At 68.3% G+C, this 23,376-nt stretch carries 19 protein-coding genes and 1 other RNA gene; 10 read left to right on the top strand and 10 right to left on the bottom strand.

Annotated elements, in window-relative coordinates; all coding sequences use genetic code 11:
* Nucleotides 1-6 precede the first annotated feature (6 nt).
* Nucleotides 7-162, bottom strand: a non-coding RNA gene (ssrS, locus tag EV667_RS19355) — 6S RNA.
* A gap of 158 nt (nucleotides 163-320) precedes the next feature.
* Entirely contained in the window at nucleotides 321-1,322 is a 1,002-nt protein-coding gene (locus tag EV667_RS19360; RefSeq protein WP_131837007.1) for an NAD(P)H-quinone oxidoreductase, read from the bottom strand.
* A 147-nt stretch (nucleotides 1,323-1,469) separates the two neighbouring features.
* On the opposite strand from EV667_RS19360, the gene EV667_RS19365 reads away from it, so the two are divergent.
* Nucleotides 1,470-1,676: a DUF1192 domain-containing protein gene (locus EV667_RS19365; protein ID WP_131837008.1), complete on the top strand. Its 207-nt coding sequence runs from the start codon at nucleotides 1,470-1,472 to the stop codon at nucleotides 1,674-1,676.
* 271 nt (nucleotides 1,677-1,947) lie between these two features.
* Complete coding sequence (locus tag EV667_RS19370) at nucleotides 1,948-2,520, top strand: DUF1465 family protein (protein ID WP_131837009.1); 573 nt, start codon at nucleotides 1,948-1,950, stop codon at nucleotides 2,518-2,520.
* 137 nt (nucleotides 2,521-2,657) lie between these two features.
* Here the strand turns inward: EV667_RS19370 and rpmE are convergent, their stop codons facing one another.
* A complete protein-coding gene (gene rpmE, locus EV667_RS19375) occupies nucleotides 2,658-2,882 on the bottom strand; it encodes a 50S ribosomal protein L31 (protein ID WP_091441615.1) in 225 nt (74 codons plus the stop codon).
* 102 nt (nucleotides 2,883-2,984) lie between these two features.
* On the opposite strand from rpmE, the gene EV667_RS19380 reads away from it, so the two are divergent.
* Nucleotides 2,985-4,829: an ABC transporter transmembrane domain-containing protein gene (locus tag EV667_RS19380; RefSeq protein ID WP_131837010.1), complete on the top strand. Its 1,845-nt coding sequence runs from the start codon at nucleotides 2,985-2,987 to the stop codon at nucleotides 4,827-4,829.
* 39 nt (nucleotides 4,830-4,868) lie between these two features.
* Here EV667_RS19380 and EV667_RS19385 read toward each other — a convergent pair whose 3' ends face one another.
* From EV667_RS19385 to EV667_RS19410, 6 genes are all read right to left on the bottom strand, one after another.
* Nucleotides 4,869-5,366: a GNAT family N-acetyltransferase gene (locus EV667_RS19385; protein ID WP_131837011.1), complete on the bottom strand. Its 498-nt coding sequence runs from the start codon at nucleotides 5,364-5,366 to the stop codon at nucleotides 4,869-4,871.
* 17 nt (nucleotides 5,367-5,383) lie between these two features.
* Nucleotides 5,384-6,418: a peptidoglycan -binding protein gene (locus EV667_RS19390; RefSeq protein WP_131837012.1), complete on the bottom strand. Its 1,035-nt coding sequence runs from the start codon at nucleotides 6,416-6,418 to the stop codon at nucleotides 5,384-5,386.
* The gene (locus tag EV667_RS19395) at nucleotides 6,418-7,497 is read right to left on the bottom strand and encodes a flagellar motor protein MotA (RefSeq protein ID WP_207907813.1); all 1,080 of its coding nucleotides are present in this window, start codon (nucleotides 7,495-7,497) and stop codon (nucleotides 6,418-6,420) included. Before EV667_RS19395 ends, EV667_RS19390 begins: the two co-directional genes overlap by 1 nt.
* Before the next feature lie 139 nt (nucleotides 7,498-7,636).
* Entirely contained in the window at nucleotides 7,637-8,425 is a 789-nt protein-coding gene (locus EV667_RS19400) for an inositol monophosphatase family protein (RefSeq protein WP_207907814.1), read from the bottom strand.
* A gap of 149 nt (nucleotides 8,426-8,574) precedes the next feature.
* Nucleotides 8,575-8,958, bottom strand: coding sequence for a cell division protein ZapA (locus EV667_RS19405; RefSeq protein WP_131837014.1), 384 nt, complete (start codon nucleotides 8,956-8,958; stop codon nucleotides 8,575-8,577).
* Nucleotides 8,959-8,967: 9 nt separating this feature from the next.
* The gene (locus EV667_RS19410; RefSeq protein WP_131837015.1) at nucleotides 8,968-9,267 is read right to left on the bottom strand and encodes a DUF4164 domain-containing protein; all 300 of its coding nucleotides are present in this window, start codon (nucleotides 9,265-9,267) and stop codon (nucleotides 8,968-8,970) included.
* A gap of 438 nt (nucleotides 9,268-9,705) precedes the next feature.
* On the opposite strand from EV667_RS19410, the gene tkt reads away from it, so the two are divergent.
* The 4 genes from tkt (at nucleotide 9,706) to EV667_RS19430 (ending at nucleotide 15,294) form a co-directional block, all read left to right on the top strand.
* Nucleotides 9,706-11,697, top strand: coding sequence for a transketolase (gene tkt / locus EV667_RS19415; protein ID WP_131837016.1), 1,992 nt, complete (start codon nucleotides 9,706-9,708; stop codon nucleotides 11,695-11,697).
* Nucleotides 11,698-11,852: 155 nt separating this feature from the next.
* Complete coding sequence (gene gap / locus EV667_RS19420) at nucleotides 11,853-12,863, top strand: type I glyceraldehyde-3-phosphate dehydrogenase (protein ID WP_131837017.1); 1,011 nt, start codon at nucleotides 11,853-11,855, stop codon at nucleotides 12,861-12,863.
* A gap of 79 nt (nucleotides 12,864-12,942) precedes the next feature.
* Nucleotides 12,943-14,142 carry a phosphoglycerate kinase gene (locus EV667_RS19425; protein WP_131837018.1) on the top strand — a complete coding sequence of 400 codons (1,200 nt, stop codon included), beginning with the start codon at nucleotides 12,943-12,945 and terminating at the stop codon, nucleotides 14,140-14,142.
* Between the two features lie 129 nt (nucleotides 14,143-14,271).
* Nucleotides 14,272-15,294, top strand: coding sequence for a class I fructose-bisphosphate aldolase (locus EV667_RS19430; RefSeq protein WP_131837019.1), 1,023 nt, complete (start codon nucleotides 14,272-14,274; stop codon nucleotides 15,292-15,294).
* A 136-nt stretch (nucleotides 15,295-15,430) separates the two neighbouring features.
* Here the strand turns inward: EV667_RS19430 and EV667_RS19435 are convergent, their stop codons facing one another.
* Nucleotides 15,431-17,947, bottom strand: coding sequence for a carbohydrate-binding family V/XII (locus tag EV667_RS19435; protein WP_131837020.1), 2,517 nt, complete (start codon nucleotides 17,945-17,947; stop codon nucleotides 15,431-15,433).
* 314 nt (nucleotides 17,948-18,261) lie between these two features.
* On the opposite strand from EV667_RS19435, the gene EV667_RS19440 reads away from it, so the two are divergent.
* The 3 genes from EV667_RS19440 to EV667_RS19450 all read left to right on the top strand — a co-directional run bounded on the left by EV667_RS19440 (nucleotide 18,262) and on the right by EV667_RS19450 (nucleotide 23,360).
* A complete protein-coding gene (locus EV667_RS19440; RefSeq protein WP_131837021.1) occupies nucleotides 18,262-18,921 on the top strand; it encodes a thiamine phosphate synthase in 660 nt (219 codons plus the stop codon).
* A gap of 206 nt (nucleotides 18,922-19,127) precedes the next feature.
* Entirely contained in the window at nucleotides 19,128-20,000 is an 873-nt protein-coding gene (locus EV667_RS19445; protein ID WP_245516273.1) for a tetratricopeptide repeat protein, read from the top strand.
* A gap of 288 nt (nucleotides 20,001-20,288) precedes the next feature.
* A complete protein-coding gene (locus EV667_RS19450; protein ID WP_245516282.1) occupies nucleotides 20,289-23,360 on the top strand; it encodes an EAL domain-containing protein in 3,072 nt (1,023 codons plus the stop codon).
* The last annotated feature ends 16 nt before the right edge of the window (nucleotides 23,361-23,376 follow it).

The raw sequence follows: 23,376 nt of genomic DNA on the forward strand, positions 1-23,376 counted from the left end.
GATGAGTGCGGAGCCGCGATGGCCGTTGGAGGCTCGATCCCGGGAACCTACAACGTAGGTGGGCGCCATATGTCCAAGCCCAGGGGCTTGGTCAGGGACAGCTCCCTTTGAGATCGATAAGGCCCCGGAAATATATGCTCCTGACGAACCCCGCAGCCCCGCGCGACAAATCTAGGATGCCGCCGGGCAAATTGCCAGAGGGAGAACGCCGAGGGTGAACAGCTTTCGGTGAACGGGCACCCTCATCCCGGCCGAGAGGCGAAGCGGTGGCCGGGATGCCCAGTCCTTCCGGCAATACCGGCTCCGCCGTTCAGAAGAGATCACCCCACCGTCAGCATGATCTTGCCGATGTGGGCGCTGGTCTCCATCCGGGCGTGGGCCTCACTCGCCTTCTCCAGCGGGAAGGTCTGGTCGAGCACCGGCTTCACCTTGCCGTCCTCGATCAGCGGCCAGACCTTCTCGACCAGCGAGGCGGCAATGGCCGCCTTCTCCGCCTTCGGCCGCGAGCGCAGGGTTGAGCCCATATGCGACAGGCGCTTGAGCATCAGCCGCATGAAGTCGATCTGCACCTTGGAGCCTTCCATGAAGGCGATCTGCACCAGCCGGGCCTGCGGCGCGGCGACCTCGTAATTGCGGGCGATATAGGAGCCACCCACCATGTCGAGGATGACGTTGACCCCCTTGCCGCCGGCTTTCTCCTTCACCACGGCCACGAAATCCTCGTTCTTGTAGTCGATGGCGACATCGGCGCCGAGTTCCCGGCAGACGGCGCATTTCTCGGCGCTGCCCGCCGTCGTGTACACGGTGGCGCCGAACGCCTTGGCGAGCTGGATCGCCGTCGTGCCGATGCCGGAGGTGCCGCCATGGACGAGAAAGCGCTCGCCCGCCTTCAGCCCGGCAAGGTCGAACACATTGGTCCACACGGTGAAGAAGGTTTCGGGCAGCGCCGCCGCCTCGACCATGGAAAGGCCGGCCGGCACCGGCAGCGCGGAGCCCTCGTCGGCGAGGCAATACTGCGCATAGCCGCCGCCGGAAACCAGCGCGCACACCTTGTCGCCCAGCTTCCAGCGCGTCACGCCTTCGCCGAGCGCCACCACCTCGCCGGAAATCTCAAGCCCCGGAATGTCGGGCGCGCCGGGCGGCGGCGGGTAGAGCCCCTTGCGCTGCATGACGTCCGGCCGGTTGACGCCGGCAGCCGCGACCTTGACGAGGATTTCGCCCGCGCCGGGCACCGGCACCGGGCGCTGCTCGGGAACCAGGGCTTCCGGGCCGCCCGGGACGGGAAGGCCGATGGCGGTCATGGTGGCGGGCAGCTCGGTCACGGCGTCTTCCTCATCCTGTCGAATGTGATGTCCGTCCTAGGTCAAGCCGCCATCGCTGGCAACCGCAGGCCTCGGCGGCTAGACTGGAGACGACAGCCATCCGCCGGGTGGGCGAGGGTCCTGCCCGCGGTCAACAGGAGCGGCGCCATGGCGATCGACGACGACCTTTTCTCCTCGGCGGCCCCGGCCCTGAAGCCGGCAGGGCACACCGTGGGAAGCGATATCTCCACCCTCTCCGAAAGCGAGATCGAAGAGCACATCGCCCAGCTTTCCGCCGAGATCGAGCGGCTTCGCCGCGCTCTGGAAGCCAAGCGCGCCTCGCGCTCCGCCGCCGACAACGTCTTCAAGCGCTGAAAGCCGGCGTCTTAACCCGCCATTAAGCTTTCCAACCTATTACTGGCGGTGGTCTTTTTTGACCGCGAGTGGCCTCTGTCCACTCTGTTTGACGCATCCCTGTCTACCACTTAGCGAGCCGCCCCCCGGGCGGCTCTTTTTTCATCCCCGCTATCCCGAGGACGAATCGGACCCGTGCCGAATTGAGCGCCTCCGACTGGACAGCGCCCCGCCGCTGCGCGACAGACTGCGGTGTCGGGCGCCGTCATGCGCCCGTGAGGGGTTCGGCACGATGGGCAGCTTCCGTGGAGATTCGGGCAGAGACGGCACGCTGGACGCCCGCCCGCACGCGGCCAGCGAGGCACCCTCCGCCGAGATGATCCGCTTCGCCGAACGCCGCCTGGCCTCGCCCGCCTTCTTCGCCCTCTTTCAGGAGGGCATGGCGCTGGTCGAGGAGACCGCCGCTTATCTCGACGGTGAGGGGCGCGCCACCAGCGGCACGCTCTCCCGGGGGCTCCTCGCCACCTATGTGCAGCAGAGCATGCGGCTGTCGACCCGGCTGATGCAGCTCGCCTCCTGGCTGCTGCTGCGCCGCGCCGTCGCCGAGGGCGAGATGGCGGAGGCCACCGCCCGCCGCGAGGCCGGAAAGATCGACATCCGAGGACCGCTGCGCGACATCGACCAGGAGGCCCTGTTGCCGGAACCGCTGGTCGCCCTCATTCAGCGCAGCTTCGCGTTGCAGCAGAAGATCGCGCAGCTTGAAGCGGCTCTCGCCGCGCCTTCAGCGGTGGATGAAGCCGCCCTGCGACCGAATGTCGTCGCCGGGCAGATCGGCCGGCTGCGCCGCGCCTTCGAGAATCGTTGATCGCCCCCTATCGCGGAGCGAGCCCGTCGCCAGGCAAACGAAAACCCTCGCGCCAGACCATGCCTTGCGCGAGGGTGGATCTCGTTGGTTCGACAAACGCTGCGGTGGCGCGCCCGAGGGCGCCCCTCCCCGGCCGATCAGGCCTTGAGGAAGCCCGCGAACTTCTTCTGGAACTTGGACACGCGGCCGGCGCGGTCAAGCAGCTGGCCGGAGCCGCCGGTCCAGGCCGGGTGCGAGGTCGAATCGATATCGAGCTGGAGGACATCGCCCTCCTTGCCCCAAGTCGTCCGGGTCGTGTACTCGGTGCCGTCCGTCATCACCACCTTGACGAAGTGGTAGTCGGGATGGATGTCGCTCTTCATGGGTAGCATCCTCAGCCGCCGCACGGCTGGCCCCTTTCGGGAGCCATGCGGCGATCTACAAAACGATCCTGCCGGAAATCCGAGCGGCTCTATAACCGAGACATGCCCGTGACACAAGCCGCCTCCAAGCCTTCACAGCCTGCTTCCACCATCGCTTCCACGACAGATGTGCCGGACAAGGCCGCCACGCGCCGCCCGCGCCTCAGGCCGCTGATGGCGCTCTGGCCGCATTTGCTGCGCTATCGCGGCCGCGCCCTGGCCGCCTTGGCGGCGCTTCTGGTGGCCGCCATCGCCACGCTGGTGGTGCCGATCGCCGTGCGGCGGATGATTGATTTCGGCTTCGACGAAAGCCATGCCGGCTTCATCGACCGCTATTTCGCGGTGATGATCTGCGTCGTGGCGGTCCTGTCGATGGCCTCGGCGGCGCGCTACTATCTGGTCATGACGCTGGGCGAGCGCATCGTCGCCGATCTACGCACCCAGCTGTTCTCCCATGTCCTCACCCTCGACGGCGCCTTCTATGACGGCGCCAAGTCGGGCGAACTCATCTCGCGCCTGACCGCCGACACCACCCAGATCAAGTCGGCCGTTGGCGCCTCCGCCTCCATCGCCCTGCGCAACATCGTGCTGTTCTTCGGCGCGACGGTGATGATGGTCATTACCAGCCCGTGGCTCGCCGCCACGCTGCTCATCGCCATTCCGGTCATCGTCGCGGCGCTGCTCCTCGCCGGGCGCGGGGTACGCAAGCGCTCGCGCGGCGCACAGGACACGCTGGCGGAAGCCTCAGCCTATGCCGCCGAGGCCATCGGCTCGGTGCGCAGCCTGCAGGCCAACACCGCCGAGGGCGCCGCCTCCCGCCTTTTCGCCGGCGAGGTGGAGCATGCGTTCGAGGCCGCGCGGAGCGCCGTGCAGGCGCGCTCCTGGCTCACCGGCGTCGGCATCTTTCTGGTCTTTGCCAGCGTGGTCGGCATTCTCTGGGCTGGTGCCAACGCCGTCCTCGCCGGCTCGATGACCGCGGGCACTTTGGGACAGTTCGTGCTTTACGCGGTGCTGGCGGCCAGCGGCCTCGGCCAGCTCGGCGAGGTGTGGGGCGAGATTTCGCAGGCGGCCGGCGCCACCGAGCGCATCGCCGAGCTGCTGCACGAGAAGCCAAAGGTCGTGGTCTCCTCACGGCCCGTGCCGCTGCCCGTGCCGGCTCGCGGTGCCATCGCCTTCAGGGACGTGGCCTTCGCTTATCCCGCCCGGCCCGATGTGCCGGCGCTTGCCGGCGTCACCTTCAGCGTCACGCCGGGCGAGCGCATCGCCGTGGTCGGCCCCTCCGGAGCCGGCAAGAGCACGCTGTTCCAGCTGCTGCTGCGCTTCTATGACCCGATTGCGGGGCAGATTCTGGTGGACGGCGTCGACCTTGCCGAGGCCGATCCGCAGGCCGTGCGCGCCCGCATCGCGCTGGTGCCGCAGGATGTCGCCATTTTCGCCACCTCGATCCGCGAGAACATCCGCCTCGGCCGCCCCGATGCGAGCGACGCCGAGGTGGAGGAAGCCGGCCGGCTCGCCCGCGCCGACGAGTTCGTCGGCCGCCTTCCCGAAGGTTGGGAGACCCCGGTGGGCGAGCGCGGGGTGACGCTGTCGGGCGGTCAGCGCCAGCGCCTCGCCATCGCCCGCGCCATCCTGCGGCAGGCGCCCATCCTGCTACTGGACGAGGCCACCTCGGCGCTTGACGCGGAAAGCGAGACTCTGGTCCAGCAGGCGCTCGACCTCTCGATGCAGGGCCGCACCACGCTGGTCATCGCCCATCGCCTGGCGACGGTGCTGTCGGCAGACCGCATCCTGGTGATGGAGCGCGGGCGTATCGTGGAGGAAGGCACCCATGCCAGCCTGGTCGGGCGGGGCGGCCTCTATGCGCGCCTTGCCGCGCTCCAGTTCGGCGAGGCGAACGCCGGCAAATAGGGGCGACGGGCAAAACGGCAAACGGACAAGGGCCGCCGTTCAGGCCTTGTCCGCCGGTCCCTTGGCCTTGCGCTCCATGCGAAGCGTCGGGCGGCCAGAAGTCGGGTTGACGCCGTGCCCCACCACGGTGAAGCCGGCCTTCTCGTAGAAGCGCACCGCGCGCTCGTTCTGCTCGTTTACATCGAGCACGAGGTGGCGCGGCGAGTGGGCGGCGGCGGCGGCGACCAGCCGGCTGGCTACACCGGCCCCCCAATGGTCGGGATGGACGACAAGCTGGTCGACATAGCCAGTGCGCGGGTGGACCGAGACGAAGCCGAGCAGCGCGCCCGCAACGCCGCCCTCCCCTTCCGCCAGCGCGAGGTCAATCGCCGCGCCCTCGTCGATCAGCGCGCCGATGCGGTGGCATAGCCAGCCCCGCCGGGCCTCGAAGTCGATTTCCGGCAATGCTTCCTGCCACGCCTCGACCCACAGGCCGGTCATGGCGGGCATGTGGCTCCAGTCGAAGCCGGCCAGTAGAGCGGCGCGCGGTTCGCTCATCGCGCGTCGCTCATGGCTCATCGCTCGGTGAGCTTGAGTTCGATGCGGCGGTTGCGGGCGCGGGCCGCGTCGTCGCTACCGGAATCGATGGGCTGGTACTCGCCAAAGCCGGCGGCAACGAGATGCTGCGGCGACACGCCTCGCTGCGCCAGATACTGCACCACCGCGATGGCGCGCGAGGCCGAGAGCTCCCAGTTCGAGGGATAGAGCGGGGTCGCAATCGGCCGGTCGTCCGTGTGCCCGTCGACACGCAGCACCCAGGGGAGGTCGGCGGGAATCTGCTTTTCCAGCTCCATCAGCGCCGCCGCGAGCTTGTCGAGCGCCGGCCGCGCATCGTCCCGCAGTTGCGCGGCGGCGGGATCGAAGAAGATTTCCGACTGGAAGACGAAACGGTCGCCGACCACCCGCACATCCGGCCTGTCACCCAGAATGGAGCGCAGCCGGCCAAAGAAGTCCGAGCGGTAGCGCGTCAGTTCCTGCACCCGCTGCGCCAGGGCGACATTGAGCCGCCGGCCGAGATCGGCGAGGCGTGACTGGCTCTCCTTGTCCTTCTGGTCGGAAATGTTCAGCGCCTCTTCCAGCGCGGCGATCTGCCGGCGCAGCGCGGCGATCTGCTGGTTGAGGATGGCGATCTGCGCCGCAGCCGAGGCTGATGCGTCCTTTTCCGCGCCGAGCTGGCGGTCGAGTTCCGCGCTCCGGCTCTGGGCGGAGGCGATCTCCTCCGGGCTGGCCACTGCGGCGGCCGCATCCCTCAGCACGTCGCGTTCCTGCTCCAGCCGCAGCAGGCTGGCGCGCAGCGCGCCCATCTGGCTGTCGGTTTCGGCATCGCTCGCCCGCTCCAGCGCCAGCAGGTCGGTCAGTTCGCGGATCTGCGCCTGCAGCCGCGCCATGGCGTCGTCCTTGGAGCCGATTTCCTGGGTCAGCACGAACTGCGCGAGCACGAAGACCGAGAGCAGGAAGACGAAGACCAGCAGCAGCGTCGACAGCGCGTCGACGAAGCCGGGCCAGTAGTCGATTTGCCGATCGCCACGGCGGGAACGTCCTAGGGCCATCAGGCGCTCTCGCGATCCGACTTGGCGTCAGCGATGCGTTCCAGCAGGCGCTTGATGTCGCGCTGCTGTTCGGCCTGCGCCTCCACCCAGTCGCGCACCATCTGCTGCTCGCTGCGCATGTGCTGCACGAGGCCCTGCAGGCTCTCCGCCAGATGCGCCATGGCGGTCGTGACGCGCTGCGAGCCGGCTTCGGTCATGGTGCGCTCAAGCCGCGCAATGGCGGCGGAAAGGTCGCTGAAATCCGGTGTCGGCGCCGGCGGGGGCGGCAGGGGTATCGACAACGGCAGCGGCAGTGGCAACGGGCCGATCGGCGCCGTATGCGACGGCACGGGAACAGGCCCTCGGGTGCGCGCCGCCTCCGTGCCGAGATCCTCGACCGTGGTCGAGAGCCAGTCTTCGAGGTCGATGTAGAAGCGGTTCTGCGCCTGTCCGGCCTGGAGATCGAGAAAGCCGAGCACCAGCGAGCCGGCAAGGCCGAACAGCGAGGAGGAGAAGGCGATGCCCATGCCGCCCAGAGGCGCGGCAAGGCCGGTCTTCAGCGTGTCGAGCACCGAGGCCGATTCCGGCCCCACTTCGAGCGAGCCGATCACCCCGGCGATCGAGCTGACGGTCTCCAGCAGTCCCCAGAAGGTGCCGAGCAGGCCGAGAAAGACGAGCAGGCCGGTCAGGTAGCGCAGCAGGTCGCGGGCCTCGTCGAGGCGGGTCCCGATGGATTCGAGAATGCCGCGCATCGTTGCCTGCGAGATCGACATGCGCCCGACGCGGTCGCCGAGCAGCGCCGCCATCGGCGCCAGCAGCACCGGCGCCCGCCGCACTTCAAGGCCGGGATCGGCGATGCGGAAGCTGTTCACCCATTCGACTTCCGGCAGCAGGCGCACCACCTGGCGGAAAGCGAAGATGATGCCGATCAGCAGAACGCCGAAGATGACGCCGTTCAGGCCGGGATTGTTGAGAAAGGCACGCCAGATCGGCTCGTGCAGAATGGAGGCCAGCGCCACGCACAGCAGGATAAACACGAACATCCGCACCAGAAAGATGCGGGGCGATGACAATTTATGAAATGAATCCGTAGCGCTCATACCGTCGGCCGTCCCCGTGAAGGACGGCGATGGCCCCAAAAGACCGCCCTTCGGGCCGGACTATGCCACAGACGCACGGAAAAGGAACGCGGCAGAGCCCGGATGAACGGGCGTTATCTCTCTGCCGTCAGGGCTTTCCCTACGCCTTGCTTACGAGCGCCAGGAGGTCGCGGCGCACCGTGTCATTGCCGACGATGATGTCGCCCTTGGCCAGCATCTTGTCGCCGCCGTCGAGGTCCGAGACATAGCCGCCCGCCTCGCGCACCATCACGATTCCGGCCGCCATGTCCCAAGGGCTGAGGCCCCGCTCCCAGAAGGCGTCGAAGCGGCCGGCGGCCACCCAGGCAAGGTCGAGCGCGGCGGTGCCGGTGCGGCGCAGGCCGGCCACTTTCGGCGCGATGGCGCCATATTCGCGGCCGAACTGCGCGAAGTCGCCGCGCCCCATATGCGGCAGCCCGCAGCACACCACGGCATCGGCCAGATTGCGCCGGGCGGCGACGCGGATGCGGCGATCGTTCATGAAGGCGCCGGCACCCTTCTCGGCGACGAAAAGCTCGTCCGTGACCGGGTTGTAGATCACCCCCGCCACCGGCACGCCGTCGCGCGCCAGCGCCAGCGAGACGCAGAACAGCGGGATGCCGTGCAGGAAATTGGTCGTACCGTCGAGCGGGTCGATGATCCAGCGATGGCTCTCATCGGTCCCATCGACGTCGCCGCCCTCCTCCATGATGAAGCCGTAGCTCGGCCGCGCCTTGGTCAGCTCGTCCTGGAGGATGCGCTCGGCCTTGCGGTCGGCGTTGGAGACGAAATTCGCCGGCCCCTTGAGCGACACCTGCAGGTTCTCGACCTCTCCGAAATCGCGGATCAGGGAGCGGCCAGCCTTGCGGACGGCCTGGACCATGACGGTCATCAGGGGGGTACGGATCATGTCAAATTCCAGATGAAGCGCGATCGGAAGCCAGAGAACGGTCTGCTCCTGTGCGCCGCGCGGCGAGGCGCGTCAAGCCCGCCGGGCCAGCCGCCCGGGCCGCACCGGCGCAGGGCGTCGGGCAGAAACCCGCGCGCCCGCGACGTTTCTCAACCCATGCCGACGCCGCCGGATGGGCTGGTACCCAGTTCCCGGGTCAGCCGCTCCAGTCGCTCGGCGGCGGAGACGACGCTGCGCGCCAGCCGCGCCTCGGTCTCGCCAAGGCGCTGGGTCGCGGCGCTGCGTGCGGCGCGCTCCGTGGCCGCCTCCTGCTCCAGCGCCGCAAGCCGCCGACGCGCCTCGCTCAGTTCATCGGCGATGGTGATGGCCGCCATGATGCTCAGGCGCTGGTCGCCGATCTCGCCAAAGGCGATGCGCAATTGGTCGATGCGCGCATCGACCTCCTCACCAAGCCCGCTGAGATGGTCTTCCTGACCGTCGTCGCAGGCCATGCGATAGGCGCGCCCGCCAATGCTGATGGTCACATAGGCCATTGCCGCCCCTCAGCGTTCATGCGCGGCGAGCACCGCGCGAATGGTTTCCATGGCGCTGCCGAGCCGGCGCGCCACCTCGTCATTGGCGGTATCGAGCCGGTCGGCGCGGGCCTGCGCACCGTCAAGGGCATCGGCAAGACGCGAACGGTCGGCACCGAGCACATGCAGCTGCTGGGCAAGCGCGGCCTCCTGCCGCTCCACTTCCAGCCGGCGCTCGATCGCGCCTTCGAGTGCATCGACCGCACTGTCGAAGCGCCGCAGCGCCGCGTCCAGCACGTTCGTCGGTTCGCCCGCCTCAGGCGCGTTCATGACGTCTCCGTTCTTTCGCCCGGCACGGGCGGCAAGCAGGGGCCGAAATCTAGGGTGGGAAGGCGACGCCGCCGGCCCGCATCCCCTCCCCCCGTCAAGCGATTCATCGCCGAACGATTCCGGCGATATTGAGCCTGCGGGGGGAAACCGCGTCAACTAACGCACATGATGGGGGAACAACGCACATCTTCCGCCCCGAGTGGCGGCGGCGGCGGGAGGCGGCAGCTCTTGGCGCCGGGCAGCCCCGGTTGCGCGCTTTCTCGTTACAGGCCTGCTCGTCACAGGCCTGTCTTTGACAGCGCGCCCGGTGATGCTATCACTCGCCGGCACCCGCCCGCATGCTGAGCAGGCCGCCCGGGAGCAACGCCGCCCGGCCTGCGGCCTCTAAACGTCGCGCCCTGACACAGCAACCCATCTGCCTCGGAGACATCCGTCCTCATGTCAAACCGCGAGAAGCACGATCGCATGGCCAATGCCATTCGGGCACTGGCCATGGATGCCGTCGAAGCTGCCAATTCCGGTCATCCGGGCATGCCGATGGGAATGGCGGATGTCGCCACCGTCCTGTTCGGCAAGGTGCTGAAATACGACCCGACCGACCCGCATTGGCCGGACCGGGACCGCTTCATCCTCTCCGCCGGCCACGGCTCGATGCTGATCTATGCCCTGCTCTACCTCACCGGGTATGAGGGCATGTCGATCGACGACATCAAGAATTTCCGCCAGCTCGGCTCGCGCACGCCCGGCCACCCCGAATACGGCCACACGGTCGGCATCGAGACCACCACCGGCCCGCTCGGCCAGGGCCTCGCCAATTCGGTTGGCTTCGCGCTTGGCGAGCGCATGCTCGCCGCCCAGTTCGGCGGCGAACTGGTCGATCACCACACCTATGTCATCTGCGGCGATGGCTGCCTGATGGAAGGCATCTCGGAGGAGGCGATCGAGATCGCCGGCCGCCAGAAGCTGAACAAGCTCACCGTGCTGTGGGACGACAACCACATCACCATCGACGGCTCGACCGCGCTCTCCGTGGCGACCGACCAGCTCGCCCGCTTCGAGGCCTCGGGCTGGCACGCCACCCGCGTCGATGGCCATGACCCGGACGCCATCCTCGCCGCGCTGGAGGCCGCCAAGACCAGCGACAGGCCGACGCTGATCGCCTGCCACACCACCATCGGCTATGGCGCGCCCAACAAGGGCGGCACCAACGCCGTCCATGGCGCGCCACTCGGCGCCGCCGAGATCGCCGCCGCCCGTGCCTTCCTGAACTGGGAATACGAGCCCTTCGTCATTCCCAGCGACGTGCTCGACGCCTGGCGGCTCGCCGGCCTGCGCTCGCGTCAGGCGCACAAGAACTGGAACCAGCGGCTCACCGAGGTCGACGTCGAACTTCGCGGCGAGTTCGAGCGCCGCGTGCGCGGCGACCTGCCCTCCAAGATGGGCGAGACGATCGCCGCCGTGATCGCCAAGGCCCGTGCCGATGGCGGGGCGGTGGCGACGCGCAAATCCTCCGAGATCGTGCTGGAGGCCCTCACCGCCGCTCTGCCGGAGATGGTGGGCGGCTCGGCCGACCTCACCCACTCCAACAACACCAAGACCAAGGCGACCTCGGTCTATGTCGAGCCGCCGAAATACGACGGCCGCTATGTGAACTGGGGCATACGCGAGCACGGCATGGCGGCGGCGATGAACGGCATCGCCCTGCATGGCGGCTTCATCCCCTATGGCGGCACGTTCCTGGTCTTCTCCGACTATTGCCGCCCCTCCATCCGCCTCGCGGCGCTGATGGGCGTGCGCGTGGTTTATGTGTTCACGCATGATTCGATCGGCGTGGGCGAAGACGGCCCGACGCATCAGCCGGTCGAGCAGATCGCCGCGCTGCGGGCCATTCCGAACCTCCTCGTCTTCCGCCCCTGCGACACGGTGGAGACGGCGGAAGCCTGGAAGCTGGCTCTGGAGCACACGACCGGCCCGAGCGTGATGGCGCTGACCCGCCAGAACCTCCCGCTGCTGCGCACTGACGACAGCGAGCGCTGCCTCACCGCGCGCGGTGCCTATGAACTGGCCTCCGCCTCCGACGAGGCGCAGGTCACGCTGTTCGCCTCCGGCTCGGAAGTCTCGCTGGTGATGAAGGCGCGCGAGCAGCTGGAAGCGCAGGGCGTGGCGACCCGCGTCGTCTCCGTGCCCTGCTTCGAGCTGTTCCTGAACCAGCCCGAGGAAAGCCGCCGCCAGGTGGTGGGCACGGCGCCGGTGAAGATCGCGGTCGAAGCCCTGATCCGCCAGGGCTGGGACGAGATCGTCGGCTCCGACGCCGCCTTCATCGGCATGCGGGGATTTGGCGCCTCCGGTCCGGCCCCCCAGGTGTTCGCCCATTTCGGCATCACCGTGGAAGCCGTGGTCGCGACCGCGCTCAGCCGCCTCAAGCGCTGAACACGCCCTTCAAGCCATGCAGCTGGCGCATGAACAATGCGCCAGCCCTGCGTCCGGGTAGCAGCGTCAAAAGAGCGACTGGTGTCGTAGCGTCCGCCGCGCTATGAGGCCAACGCGCGGATCGTGATGATAAAGCTTACCTGGGGAATAAACGCATGACGCTCAAGGTTGCCATCAACGGCTTTGGTCGCATCGGTCGCAATGTGCTGCGGGCCATTATCGAGTCTGGCCGTACCGATATCGAAGTTGTCGCCATCAATGATCTCGGCCCGGTCGAGACCAACGCGCACCTGTTTCGCTTCGACAGCGTCCATGGGCGTTTCAACGGCACCGTGACGGTCGACGGCGACACCATCGATGTCGGCCGCGGCCCGATCAAGGTGACGGCGGTGCGCAATCCGGCCGAACTGCCGCACACGGCGCTGGGCGTCGATGTGGCGCTCGAATGCACCGGCATCTTCACCGCCCGCGACAAGGCCGCCGCCCATCTGGCCGCCGGCGCCAAGCGCGTGCTGGTTTCCGCCCCGGCGGAAGGCGCCGACCTCACGGTCGTGTTCGGCGTCAACCATGACAAGCTGACCAAGGACCACCTCGTCGTCTCCAACGCCTCCTGCACCACCAATTGCCTCGCGCCGGTGGCCAAGGTGCTGAACGACGCCGTCGGTATCGACCACGGCTTCATGACCACGATCCACTCCTACACCGGCGACCAGCCGACGCTGGACACCATGCACAAGGACCTCTACCGCGCCCGTGCTGCGGCGCTGTCGATGATCCCCACCACCACCGGCGCCGCCAAGGCCGTTGGCCTCGTGCTGCCCGAGCTGGCCGGCCGGCTCGACGGCACCTCGATCCGCGTGCCGACCCCGAACGTGTCGGTCGTCGACTTCAACTTCGTCGCCAAGCGCAAGGTGACCAAGGAAGAGATCAACGAGGCGATCAAGGCCGCTGCTGCCAGCGGCCCGCTCAAGGGAATCCTCGGCATTACCGACCAGCCGAACGTTTCCACCGATTTCAACCACGACCCCCATTCCTCGATCTTCCATCTCGACCAGACCAAGGTGCTGGAAGGCAATTTCGTCCGAGTGCTGTCCTGGTACGACAATGAATGGGGCTTCTCGAACCGCATGTCCGACACGGCGGTCGCCCTCGGAAAGCTGATCTGAACATCCGGCCCGGCCGGGCCTCCCGCCAAGGAGGTCCGGCCGTTTCGCATTCAAGATCAACAATCCAAGGGAGAAGACCATGAGCGAGGCCTCCGCCTTTCGCACCCTCGATGACGCCGACGTCGCCAACAGGCGCGTGCTCGTGCGCGTCGACCTGAACGTGCCGGTCGATAATGGCCGCGTCACCGACGACACCCGCATCCAGGCCGTGCTGCCCACGATCCGCGAGATTTCCGACAAGGGCGGCAAGGTCATCCTGCTCGCCCATTTCGGCCGCCCCAAGGGCGAAGACCCCGCACTGTCGCTGGGCTTCCTCGCGGATGAGGTGGCGAGCCGCCTCGGCAAGCCGGTCGCCTTTGCCCCCGCCACCATCGGCCCCGTCGCCGAGGCCGCGGTGGCGAAGCTCCAGCCCGGCGAGGTGCTGCTGCTGGAAAACACCCGTTTCGACACGCGGGAAGAGAAGAACGACCCGGATTTCGTGGCGGCGCTGGCCAGCCTCGGCGACCTCTATGTCAACGACGCCTTCGCCACCGCCCACCGCGCCCATGCGTCCACCGAGGGCCTCGCGCACACGCTGCCCGCCTTTGCCGGCCGCTGCATGCAGGAAGAGATCGAGGCGCTGGCCAAGGCGCTGGAAAAGCCCGAGCGCCCGGTGCTCGCCGTCGTCGGCGGCGCCAAGGTGTCCTCCAAGCTGGACCTGCTCGGCAATCTCGTCGCCAAGGTCGACATTCTGGTGATCGGCGGCGGCATGGCCAACACCTTCCTCGCCGCGCAGGGCAGACAAGTCGGCAAGTCGCTGTGCGAGCATGACCTCGCCGGAACCGCGCTGGAAATCCTCGACAAGGCCAAGGCCGCCGGCTGCACCATCGTGCTGCCGGTCGACGCGCTGGCCGCAACCGAATTCAAGGCCAACGCGCCGCACCGCGTCGCCTCGGTCGACGACATCCGGCCGGACGAGATGATGCTCGATGCCGGCCCGGCCTCGGTCGAGAACGTTGTGGCCCGGCTGAAAGACGCGAAGACCGTCGTCTGGAACGGCCCCTTCGGCGCCTTCGAGCTGCCGCCCTTCGACACTGCGACCGTCGCGGTCGCCAAGGCAGCGGCGGAACTCACGGATGCCGGGAGACTTCTGTCGGTAGCGGGCGGCGGCGACACTGTCGCGGCCCTCAACCATGCCGGGGTGGCGGAGCGCTTCACCTATGTGTCGACAGCGGGCGGCGCCTTCCTCGAATGGCTTGAGGGCAAGCCCCTGCCGGGCGTCGAGGCCCTGAGACGTTGAACGACGCCCGGGCGGCGCGCGGTCCCCTCATTCGGGTTCGCGCCGCCCGGTGCTAGTATCCGATCGGTCCGGCCCCGCGTTCCATCCGGCTGCGGTGCCGGCCGGTCTGTTTCGCGCGGGAGAGAGAGAATGACGGCAAGCCTGGAAGAGGTGGCGTTCAAGCTGGCAGCGGGGGGCAAGGGCCTGCTGGCGGCGGATGAAAGCGCCAGCACCATCAAGAAACGCTTCGATGCCATCGGCGTCGAGTCGACGGAGGAAAACCGCCGCGATTACCGCGAGATGCTGTTCCGCTCCGAGGCGATGACCCAGTATATTTCGGGCGTCATCCTGTTCGACGAGACCATCCGCCAGAACGCCAAGGACGGCACGCCGCTGGTCAAGCTGATCGAGGCCGCAGGCTCCATCCCGGGCATCAAGGTCGACCTCAGCGCCAAGCCGCAGCCGGGCTGCCCCGGCGAGACGATCACCGAAGGGCTCGACGGCCTCGCTGGCCGCTTCAAGGAATATTACGACCTCGGCGCCCGCTTCGCGAAGTGGCGCGCGGTGATCGACATCGGCCAGCACATTCCCAGCTACACCTCGATCCTCGCCAATGCGCAGGCGCTCGCGCGCTATGCCGCGCTGGCGCAGCAGGCGGGCATCGTGCCGATCGTCGAGCCGGAGGTGCTTATGGACGGCGACCACGACATCGACCGCTGCTACGACGTGACCGAATGGGTGCTGAAGGAAGTGTTCCAGCAGCTCTTCTATGGCCGCGTGAAGCTGGAAGGCATGGTGCTGAAGCCGAACATGGTCATCGCCGGCCGCAAGTCGCAGAAGCAGGCCTCGGTCGCGGAAGTGGCGGAGAAGACCGCCCGCTGCCTCAAGAACTGCGTGCCCTCGGCTGTCCCCAGCGTCGCCTTCCTCTCCGGCGGCCAGTCGGACGAGGAGGCCACCGCCCATCTCGACGCGATGATCCGCAATGGCGGGTTGCCGTGGAACCTCACCTTCTCGTATGGCCGCGCTCTGCAGGCCGCGCCGCAGAAGGCTTGGTCCGGCAAGCCGGAGAACGTCGCCGCCGGCCAGGCCGCCTTCACCCACCGAGCGAAGATGAACTATCTCGCCGCGCTGGGCCAGTGGACGCCGGAAATCGAGCATCAGAAGGCGGCCTGAACGGCCTGGCCTGACGCTTCACCAAGACGCGAACGCCGCCCCGGAGGGCGGCGTTTTTGTTTGCTCCCGCCGGAAAAAAGAACGCCGCCCCCGGGAGGGCGGCGCTTACTATCGTCAAACCTAGGCGAAGCTGGCCTCAGCGGCGCCCGCCACCGAAGCCGCCGCCGCCACGGAAGCCGCCGCCAAAGCCACCACCACCAAAGCTGTCGTGGAAACCACCGCCGTAGCCGCCAAAGCCGCCGCCATAATGGTCGCCGCCGAACCCGCCATAGCCGCCGGCGCGGGCGAAGCTGTCGGCACGCGCGTCGCCATAGCCCTGATACTGGCGCTGCTGGTTCAGCCGGTCGATCTGGCCCGCATCGGTGTCACCCTTCCAGCCGTCGATGGACTGGTGCTGCCAGCCATTATTGGCGTCGTATTGATGAATCGAGCCGTCATGGTCGGTGTAGACCTTGCCATTGTTCCAGGCCACGGCATTGCCGGTCTTGGCATTGCCGGCGACGCCGCGGCTGTCGACGCTGACATGGCCGTCATTGTCGACGACGCCGGTCTGCGAGGCATGGCCGACACCCGTCGTCGGGTTGTAGCCCGCTGATTCGCGCCCGGCGACGGCGTTGCCCGTATAGGCATTGCCCGCCACGCCGGCGCGCGCCTCGCCATGGGCGCCGGTATAGGGATTGAAGAAGGCGGCCGAGCGCCCGGCGGCATAGTTGCCGGTCCAGGGGTTGAAGGCGGCGCCGGAGCGGCCGGCGAAGCCCGTGCCCCAGCCGGTCACGCCATGTACGGCGTTGGCGCCCCAGGCGGTACCATAGGGGCCGACACCCCAGGCATGGTCCCAGGTCGCCGCGCCGCCCCACGCGCCATAGATGTTGGTGCGGGCGATGTCGACGCCGGCCCAGGGACCGCCCCAGGGGCCGGGCCGCCAATAGGGCCCCCACCAGGGATACATGGCGCCCCAGCCGAAGGCGGCGTCGTAGCCGAAGCCGAAACCGTCGGTCCAGGCGAAGGCCGCGTCATAGCCATAGGTGGCGGGGCAGCCATACCAGAAGGAGCCGATATAGCCGACGCAGTTATAGCCGGTGCCATAGACCACCGTGCCGCCGGGCTCGATCACCACGCCCATATAGCCGGGCGTGTAGCCAACTGTGACCACATCCGCCGTCGAGGCGTAGACCCGCACATAGGTGACATAATGGAGCGGCGAGGACACCGGGATGGTGTAGATCGCGTCCGGCACCACGTCGGAGACCACCCACGGGCCGGTCGGTGTCGTCGAGACGAACCACGCCCCCTGGAACAGCGCGTAGTAGCGGCCCGGGTCGAGCTGGATGACCGGCGTGCGGGTGTTCACCGCGGAGGCCAGGATGGTGCCCTTGATCGGCTCGAATTTCGGGGCCCCGCCGTCATACTGGATCGCCAGTTGGGTGTCGCGCTTGATGGTGGCGGTCTGCGGCACGGTGGCGGCAATCGCCGCCTCCTTGGCCTGCGGCGTACCGGGCACCGCGACCAGCGCATTGGCCGCCGGGTCGGTCGGTGCGATCTTGGCGAAGCCGGCCGGCAGGCTGGTGCCGGGCACGAAGCTCCACGGGCCGGCAAAGCCGGCGGCACGGAACCAGCGGCCGGAAACCAGCACATAGTACTGGTTGCTGTCGGGATCGAGGATGATCGCGTGGTCGGCATTGCTGACGCGCAGCAGCGAGGTGCCGCCCACCGGCGTCATCTGCGGCGCGCCGGCGGTGATGACGAGCTCGGTCGGGGTGGTCGAGACGATGATCGCCGGCGGCGTTGCCGGCTTCTGGCCGTTGGCCGGCAGCATGGTCTGCGCCGGCTCCTCATAGGTCGCGGTGCTGCCGGCAGCCTCCAGCGCAGGGTCCGGCTGCGCGGTCACGGTCCACGGACCCTCGACGGCAGGCGCCTGATACCAGGTTCCCGCGGCCTGCAGGTGATAGAGGCCGGCGCCGTCGACCAGCATCAGCGGCTGGGTGTTGACGATGCGCTGGAAGCCCTGCACCCCGTCGATCGGCCGGGGTACCGGCTGGCCGGCGACGAGCACGAGCAGGGTCGGCGTCTCAGCGAAGACCATGCGGGGCGGCGTGTTCTCCACCGGCTGCGTCATCTCCTTGTCGAGCTGCTTGGTCGCGGCATAGCTGGTCATCAGATGATCGAGGGCGAAGGTCATGCCCTGCGGCGAAATGCGCGACTGCAGCGCGGCCAGCAGCACCGAATCCTGCGCGGCATCGGTCGGCACGTCCACCGAGGTGATGCGGATATTGCTCAGCTGCGCCAGCTTGGACGGCTTGTCGATCGCCACCCGCGCGGTGAAGCGGGCAAGGCCATAGGTCGGGCCGGCCGCCGGGGCGGCGGAGGCACCAGAGGCGGCGGAGGGGGCATCGGCCGGCTTCGGCCCGATGGCGACGGCGGCACGGCCAGTAATCTGATCGCCGTTCCACTGCTCGATCATCGGCTGATAGACCTGCAGCAGCTTGTCGCCGAGGTCGAAACTACGCGGCCAGGCCAATGCCGGCGGGATGGCGGAGGCCGGGGCGGTCGCGGTCGCGGCGGCCGGAGCGGCCGGCTGCTGCGCGAGGGCCGGCGTGACGCTTAGAGCGAGCACCGCCGCAAGCGCGGCAGCAGGATGAGGATGGTGGCGCATATTTCCCCCAACGGGCAGCAACAAATGCGGATACAGGCAAACACGCCCGGCCAACCAGTATCACCGCCGTTTCGCGTCGATAAGACGTCGATAAGACATAGTCCCGTGAAACCTGTCGCGACCCGAAATGACGGGAGAAGAGAACGCCGTCAAAATGTTACCGCATTGAGGCAGAGCGATGCCGTCCTTCGTTCCCGGCGCCGTCACTGGACCGGCAAGGGCCGAGCGCGCTAGACAGACAGGCGCGCGTGCCGTGCTTTCGCCGCCATCCTGCACGATGGCTTCCCCATGGCTCGTCACAAGACTGTTCCCTGATGGCTCGTTCCTCCACCCGCTCCGATTCCACGCCGACCCGACTGGCGCCTCGCCTCTATGTGCTCGTACCGGCCCTGGCCGATCCGGCCGGCATCGCGGCGCAAGCCGAGGCGCTCCGCCAGGCCGCGCAGGAGGTCGACATCGCCGCCGTGCTGCTGCGCCCGTTGGATGGCGCGGCGGCTCAGGCTTTGGGGCCGCTGCTTGATGCCAGCCACGCCATCGGCGCCGCCGGGATCGTGGACGGCAATCCCGCACTCGTTGCCACCCTTGGCGCCGACGGCGCTCATTTCGACGAGGCGGCAGCGCTGAAAAGCGCCGCGCCGACGCTGCGGCCCGACGGTATCGCCGGCGCAGGCGGCCTGCGCACCAAGCACGACGCCATGACGGCGGCGGAAAACGGTGCCGATTATGTGATGTTCGGCGAGCCGGACGCCGAGGGGCGCCGCCCGCCCTTCGAGGTGACGCTGGAGCGCACCGAATGGTGGGCGCAGCTCTTCGAGCCGCCCTGCGTCGGCTATGCCCGCACGCTGGACGAGGTGGCGGCGCTTGTCGCCGTGGGAGCCGACTTCGTGGCCGTGGACACGCTGGTCTTCGAGGCACCGCGCGACGGCGCCCGCGCTCTGGCCGAGCGGTTGGCCGCCATCGGAGAGGCCTCCTGATGCGACCGGCCCGCCCGCCCGGCCGCCATATGGCGCGATCCTTGGCCCGAGGTTGGGCGATCCCGGTCGGCCTGCTGCTGGCGCATCTGGCAGGGGTCGGGCCGTGGGGCGCCGCACAGGCGCAGTCCCCCTCACTGGCCGCGACATCCCCCGCCGCGACCCCGGGCGCGGCAAAAACGGCCGCGCCGAATCCTGCGGTGCCTAGAATGGGCCCGCCAAGGACCATGGCCCCTTCAGGCGTCGACCCCGACCCGGCTTTCACCGCCTATCAGCGCGGCCGGTACCGCACGGCGCTGGACCTCGCGGTCAGCCGCGCCAATGCCCAAGGCGACCCGGTCTCCATGACGCTGGCGGCGGAACTGCTCTCCCAGGGCTATGGGGTACGCCAGAACCCGACGGTAGCACGCGAATGGTACGAGGCGGCGGCGGCGAAGGGTAATCCCGACGCGCTTTTCACCCTTGGCGCCATTCTCATGGCCTCGCCCTCGGCCGCTAACAAGGATCAGGCGGTCGACTTCTTCCGCCGGGCCGCCGAAAACGGCAATGCCCGCGCCGCCTATAATCTCGGGCTCGTCTATCTCCAGGGCCAGGTCGCGCCGAAGGAGCCGGCCATTGCCGCCGAATGGTTCAAGCGCGGGGCCGAGAGCGACCAGCCGGACGCCCTCTACGCGCTTGCGACGCTCTACCGCGACGGCAATGGCGTTCCGCAGGACCCTGTCGAATCGGCCCGGCTGCTGCAGCGCGCCAGCGAGATCGGCAACGACGTCGCCACCACCGAACTTGCCATCGTCGTGTTCAACGGCACGGGCGTGCCGAAGGACGAGGAGCGTGCCGCCGCACTTTTCCGCAAGGCGGCGCTGCAGGGAAACGCCATCGCGCAGAACCGCTACGCCCGTATCCTCTCCGCCGGACGCGGCGCTCCCAAGGACGTGATCGCTGCCGCCTCCTGGCATCTCGCCGCCAAGGCGCAGAAGCTCGATGATCCGATGCTCGACAAGCTGGTCGCCTCTCTCACTCCCGAACAGCGCGCGCAGGCACAAACGCGCATCAAGCCATGGACGCCCGCCCCGGCCTATTAGCCGGGCGTGGCGTTTTCGATAACGAGCCGGTTGCGGGGGGCGGGCCATCCTTTCCACCCCGACGGAAGCGCAGGGCGCGGAGTTCCCGCCTTGCTCATGCCGCCGGGCACCTTTACTCATCGTGGCGCTTCGCCGTCGGGAGCCGGCGGCGCGGCGTTCAAGGCAGCCTTCTGGGGATTTCGTTTGGTCATCGCTCGTCCAGTGCCGTCGCGGGTAACACCGCGTCCTACCTCCCGCCGGCCGGCCCTCGCCCGGGCGTTCGCGGTGGTGGCGGCGCTGCTGTTCGCGATGCTCGCGCTGGGCGTGCCGGGCGCCCGCGCGTTGGAGGCGGTGGCAATCCGGCTCGACGCCCCGGTGGTCGACCTCGCCCCTGCCATCGAGCGCCGCACCAGCGACACCGACCGCATTCAGGTCTCCACCGTGCCCGGCGCCGATGGCATCGTCCGCCGCATCGAGGTGCGCTCGGTCGCAACCGGGCCGAATGGCAGCAAATGGGCCGTCTTCGCCCTCGCCAACAACACCGACGAGCAGGTCGACCGGCTGATCGTCGCCCCGCATTACCGTATGGTCGGCTCGGGCGTGTTCTGGCCGGATCTCGGCAATCGCCGCATTCTCAACGTGACGACGAGCCAGGGCTTCCGCCCCGAATTGCAGAACGCCCCCGATGCCGACGTGTTTTTCCTCACGCTCGACCCCGGCACCACGGTGACGCTGGTGGCCGAACTCGGCGATGGCGGCCTGCCGCAGCTCTATCTGTGGGAACCGGAAGCCTACAAGGACAAGGTCAACAGCTTCACCCTCTACAACGGCATCGTCATCGGCATTGCCGGCCTTCTCGCGCTCTTCCTCACCATCCTGTTCGTGGTGAAGGGCAGCGTGATGTTCCCGGCGGCGGCAGCGCTCGCCTGGGCGGTGCTTGGCTATATCGGCCTCGATTTCGGCTTCTGGTCGAAAGTGTTCGGCATCTCGCCGCTGGCGCAGCAATTCTGGCGCGCGGCGGGCGAGGCGATCCTCGCCGCGACGCTGGTGGTGTTCCTGTTCGCCTATCTCAATCTCAACCGCTGGCATGTGCGCTACGCCCATGTCACCGCCGGCTGGCTGGTGTTCCTCGCCGCCATCGTCGGCCTCGCTCTGCTCGACCCCTCCGCCGCAGCCGGCATCGCCCGGCCGTCGCTGCTGGTCATCTCCTTCATGGGCTTCGGCGTCGTGGTCTGGCTGGCGCTGCATCGCTACGACCGGGCCGTGCTCATCATCCCGACACTGTTCCTGCTGGTCGTGTGGGTGATCACCGCCGGCATGGCGGTCTCGGGCCGCATCGGCAATGACCTTGTCGCCCCGGCCCTGCTCGGCGGCCTCGTGCTGATCGTGATGCTCATCGGCTTCACCGTGATGCAGCACGCCTTCGCCGGCATCGGCTCGGTCGCCGGCAGCGCGCAGGAACTGGAGCGCCGGGCGCTGGCGGTGGCCGGCTCGGGCGATATCGTCTGGGATTGGGACGTCGACACCGACCGCATCCATGTCAGCCCCGAGGCCGAGCACATGCTGGGCCTCAAGCAGGGGACGCTGGAGACCGAGGCCGCCGGCTGGCTCGACATCATCCATCCCGGCGACCGCGACCGCTTCCGCGCCACGCTGGACGGGCTGCTGGACCAGCGGCGCGGGCGCATCGACCAGGATTTCCGCCTGCGCGCGCATGACGGCCATTATCTCTGGTTCAACCTGCGCGCCCGGCCGGTGGTGGGCACCGATGGCGAAGTGGTGCGCTGCATCGGCACGCTTTCCGACGTCACCGACAGCCGGACCGCCGAGGAGCGCATGCTCCACGACGCGGTGCACGACAATCTGACCGGCCTGCCCAACCGCGAGCTGTTCCTCGATCGCGTCGCGGCCGCCAGCGGCCTTGCCCGCAGCGACGACCAGATACGCCCGACGGTGATGCTGATCGACCTCGACCGCTTCAAGCAGGTGAATGCCTCTCTCGGCATGCCGGCGGGCGATTCCATCCTGCTCACCGTCGCCCGCCGCCTGATGCGCCTGGTCAAGCAGCAGGACACGCTGGCGCGTCTGGGCAGCGACCATTTCGCCCTGATCCTGCTCTCCGAGCGCGACCCCGAGCGCATCACCGCCTTCGCCGACACGCTGCGCCGCACGCTGCGCGCGCCCATCACATTTGGCGACCGCGAAATCTTCATCACCGCCTCCATCGGCCTGCTGCTCGCCGACGGCCAAAAGCGGACCCCGCTGGAGACGTTGAAGGACGCCGAACTGGCGATGTACTTCGCCAAGCGCGTCGGCGGCGACCGCATCGAGGTGTTCCGGCCCAACATGCGCACGCAGAAGCTCGACCGGCTGACGATGGAGCAGGACCTGCGGGACGCGCTGCAACGCGGCGAGATCAGCGTTCTCTACCAACCCATCGTCGACATCGCGACGCGCCGGATCGCCGGCTTTGAAGCGGTGATGCGCTGGCAGCACCCCACGCTGGGGTCCATGGCCGCCATCGACTTCCGCGGCCTTGCGGAAGAATCGGGGCTGATTGTCGATCTCGGGCTTTTCGTGCTCGACACCGCCGCCCGTCAGCTCGGCGTGTGGCAGCGAACCCTGCGCGGCGAACCGATTTTCATCTCGGTCAACATCTCCTCGCGCCAGATGCTGCGCCACGACATGCTGCAGGACCTCAAGGCGGTGCTCGCCCGCAATGTCGTCGCCCCGGGCACGCTGAAGCTGGAGCTTTCCGAGTCGCTGGCGATGGAGAATCCGGAATATACGGCGCAGATCCTCCTGCGCATGCGCGAACTCGACGCCGGCCTGACGCTGGAAGATTTCGGCTCCGGCTATTCGGCGCTCGCCTATCTCCAACGCTTCCCGTTCGACAGCATCAAGGTCGACCGCACCTTCACCAAGGCACTGGGCCGCAGCGGCAACAAGGCCCAGCGCCCCGTCATCCTGCGCACCATCGTCAACATGGCGCAGGATCTGGGCATGGACATCATTGCCGAAGGCGTCGAGACCGAGCAGGTTGCCGTCGCGCTCGGAAAGCTCGGCTGCCGCTATGGCCAGGGACGCTTCTTTGGCGAGGCGATGACGGCTGACGAGGCCCGCAAGCGCCTGCAGCCCGAGCAGCCACCCACCTCGCTTCTCGAACGCGGGCGCCAGTTGTCGCGCGGCGCCCGTGCAAGTGTCGGCTCGGCCACCACGCCTCTGGCCGCCGCACGGCCCGCCAGCGCCGCCGAGGCCGCGCAACGCATCGCTCAGCCAACCTCCGCTGCGGCGAGCCCGCAGCAGGCAGCGACAGCTACGGCAACGCAACCCGCCTCCGCGCCGCCCCGTCCTGCAGCCGCGCCGACGTCACAAGCCTGAGACTGACGATAATCGC

Origin of the sequence: Ancylobacter aquaticus (assembly GCF_004339465.1) — a bacterium.
Classification (GTDB): domain Bacteria; phylum Pseudomonadota; class Alphaproteobacteria; order Rhizobiales; family Xanthobacteraceae; genus Ancylobacter; species Ancylobacter aquaticus.

Coding starts and splice junctions, on each gene's coding strand:
- EV667_RS19370 (WP_131837009.1), top strand. CDS start 1,948: ATGGGCAGCTTCCGTGGAGATTCGGGCAGAGACGGCACGCTGGACGCC.
- EV667_RS19380 (WP_131837010.1), top strand. CDS start 2,985: ATGCCCGTGACACAAGCCGCCTCCAAGCCTTCACAGCCTGCTTCCACC.
- tkt (WP_131837016.1), top strand. CDS start 9,706: ATGTCAAACCGCGAGAAGCACGATCGCATGGCCAATGCCATTCGGGCA.
- EV667_RS19400 (WP_207907814.1), bottom strand. CDS start 8,425: ATGATCCGTACCCCCCTGATGACCGTCATGGTCCAGGCCGTCCGCAAG.
- EV667_RS19390 (WP_131837012.1), bottom strand. CDS start 6,418: ATGGCCCTAGGACGTTCCCGCCGTGGCGATCGGCAAATCGACTACTGG.
- EV667_RS19435 (WP_131837020.1), bottom strand. CDS start 17,947: ATGCGCCACCATCCTCATCCTGCTGCCGCGCTTGCGGCGGTGCTCGCT.
- EV667_RS19425 (WP_131837018.1), top strand. CDS start 12,943: ATGAGCGAGGCCTCCGCCTTTCGCACCCTCGATGACGCCGACGTCGCC.
- rpmE (WP_091441615.1), bottom strand. CDS start 2,882: ATGAAGAGCGACATCCATCCCGACTACCACTTCGTCAAGGTGGTGATG.
- EV667_RS19365 (WP_131837008.1), top strand. CDS start 1,470: ATGGCGATCGACGACGACCTTTTCTCCTCGGCGGCCCCGGCCCTGAAG.
- EV667_RS19405 (WP_131837014.1), bottom strand. CDS start 8,958: ATGGCCTATGTGACCATCAGCATTGGCGGGCGCGCCTATCGCATGGCC.
- EV667_RS19450 (WP_245516282.1), top strand. CDS start 20,289: ATGCTCGCGCTGGGCGTGCCGGGCGCCCGCGCGTTGGAGGCGGTGGCA.
- EV667_RS19385 (WP_131837011.1), bottom strand. CDS start 5,366: ATGAGCGAACCGCGCGCCGCTCTACTGGCCGGCTTCGACTGGAGCCAC.
- EV667_RS19410 (WP_131837015.1), bottom strand. CDS start 9,267: ATGAACGCGCCTGAGGCGGGCGAACCGACGAACGTGCTGGACGCGGCG.
- EV667_RS19430 (WP_131837019.1), top strand. CDS start 14,272: ATGACGGCAAGCCTGGAAGAGGTGGCGTTCAAGCTGGCAGCGGGGGGC.
- EV667_RS19445 (WP_245516273.1), top strand. CDS start 19,128: ATGGGCCCGCCAAGGACCATGGCCCCTTCAGGCGTCGACCCCGACCCG.
- gap (WP_131837017.1), top strand. CDS start 11,853: ATGACGCTCAAGGTTGCCATCAACGGCTTTGGTCGCATCGGTCGCAAT.
- EV667_RS19395 (WP_207907813.1), bottom strand. CDS start 7,497: ATGAGCGCTACGGATTCATTTCATAAATTGTCATCGCCCCGCATCTTT.
- EV667_RS19440 (WP_131837021.1), top strand. CDS start 18,262: ATGGCTCGTTCCTCCACCCGCTCCGATTCCACGCCGACCCGACTGGCG.